We start from the raw sequence: 630 nt of genomic DNA, 5'->3' as shown, positions 1-630 counted from the left end.
TCCAGCAACAATAAATTGAATTTCATATCTTATAGGACACTCACCATCTGTGATGGTATAAGTGAATAAGTATTCCCCTATTTCAATTCCTAATGGGTTGAAAGTGTTGTTAATTGGATCAAATCCACCAACATTATTTACATTAGTCCAAGTTCCAACTCCAACACCTGCTGGTAAATAAGAGTTTAGTGAATAGTTTATGTCATCAAAATTGTTAACTTCTACTGGGGTAAGGGTTATTACTTCAGTAGTTTCACTTACATATACAAATTGAGTATAGGTTTGCGATAAGTTACCACAAGCATCAGTTGCAACCCATGTTCTGGTGATAGTATATACACCATCTACTACACTTGATGAAGTGATTGTTGGAACAGGAGTGGTTACAGTTCCTGAACAGTTGTCAGTAAATACTAATACCGGAACTTCAGGGATGTTGTCACATGTTGCATCAACTTTAGGAGGAAGCGGAGTAACTAATACAGGACCAACTGTGTCAGATACAGTAATTGTTTGTACGGCTGTAGCAGTATTACCACACTCATCAGTTGCTGTCCAAGTTCTTACTAATTGGTAATTAGAAGGACAGTTTCCTTGAATAGTTGTTTGGCTCATGGTTACTGTAGCAGT

The 630-nt window shown here is 37.1% G+C and carries 1 pseudogene; it reads right to left on the bottom strand.

The window, feature by feature from the left end:
- Positions 1-630 (bottom strand): annotated as a pseudogene (locus ICG50_RS13030) (hypothetical protein); the annotation flags it as partial.

Origin of the sequence: Flavobacterium buctense, from assembly GCF_014486695.1 — a bacterium.
GTDB classification, from domain to species: domain Bacteria; phylum Bacteroidota; class Bacteroidia; order Flavobacteriales; family Flavobacteriaceae; genus Flavobacterium; species Flavobacterium buctense.
This window is presented reverse-complemented; position numbering and strand designations above follow the sequence as displayed.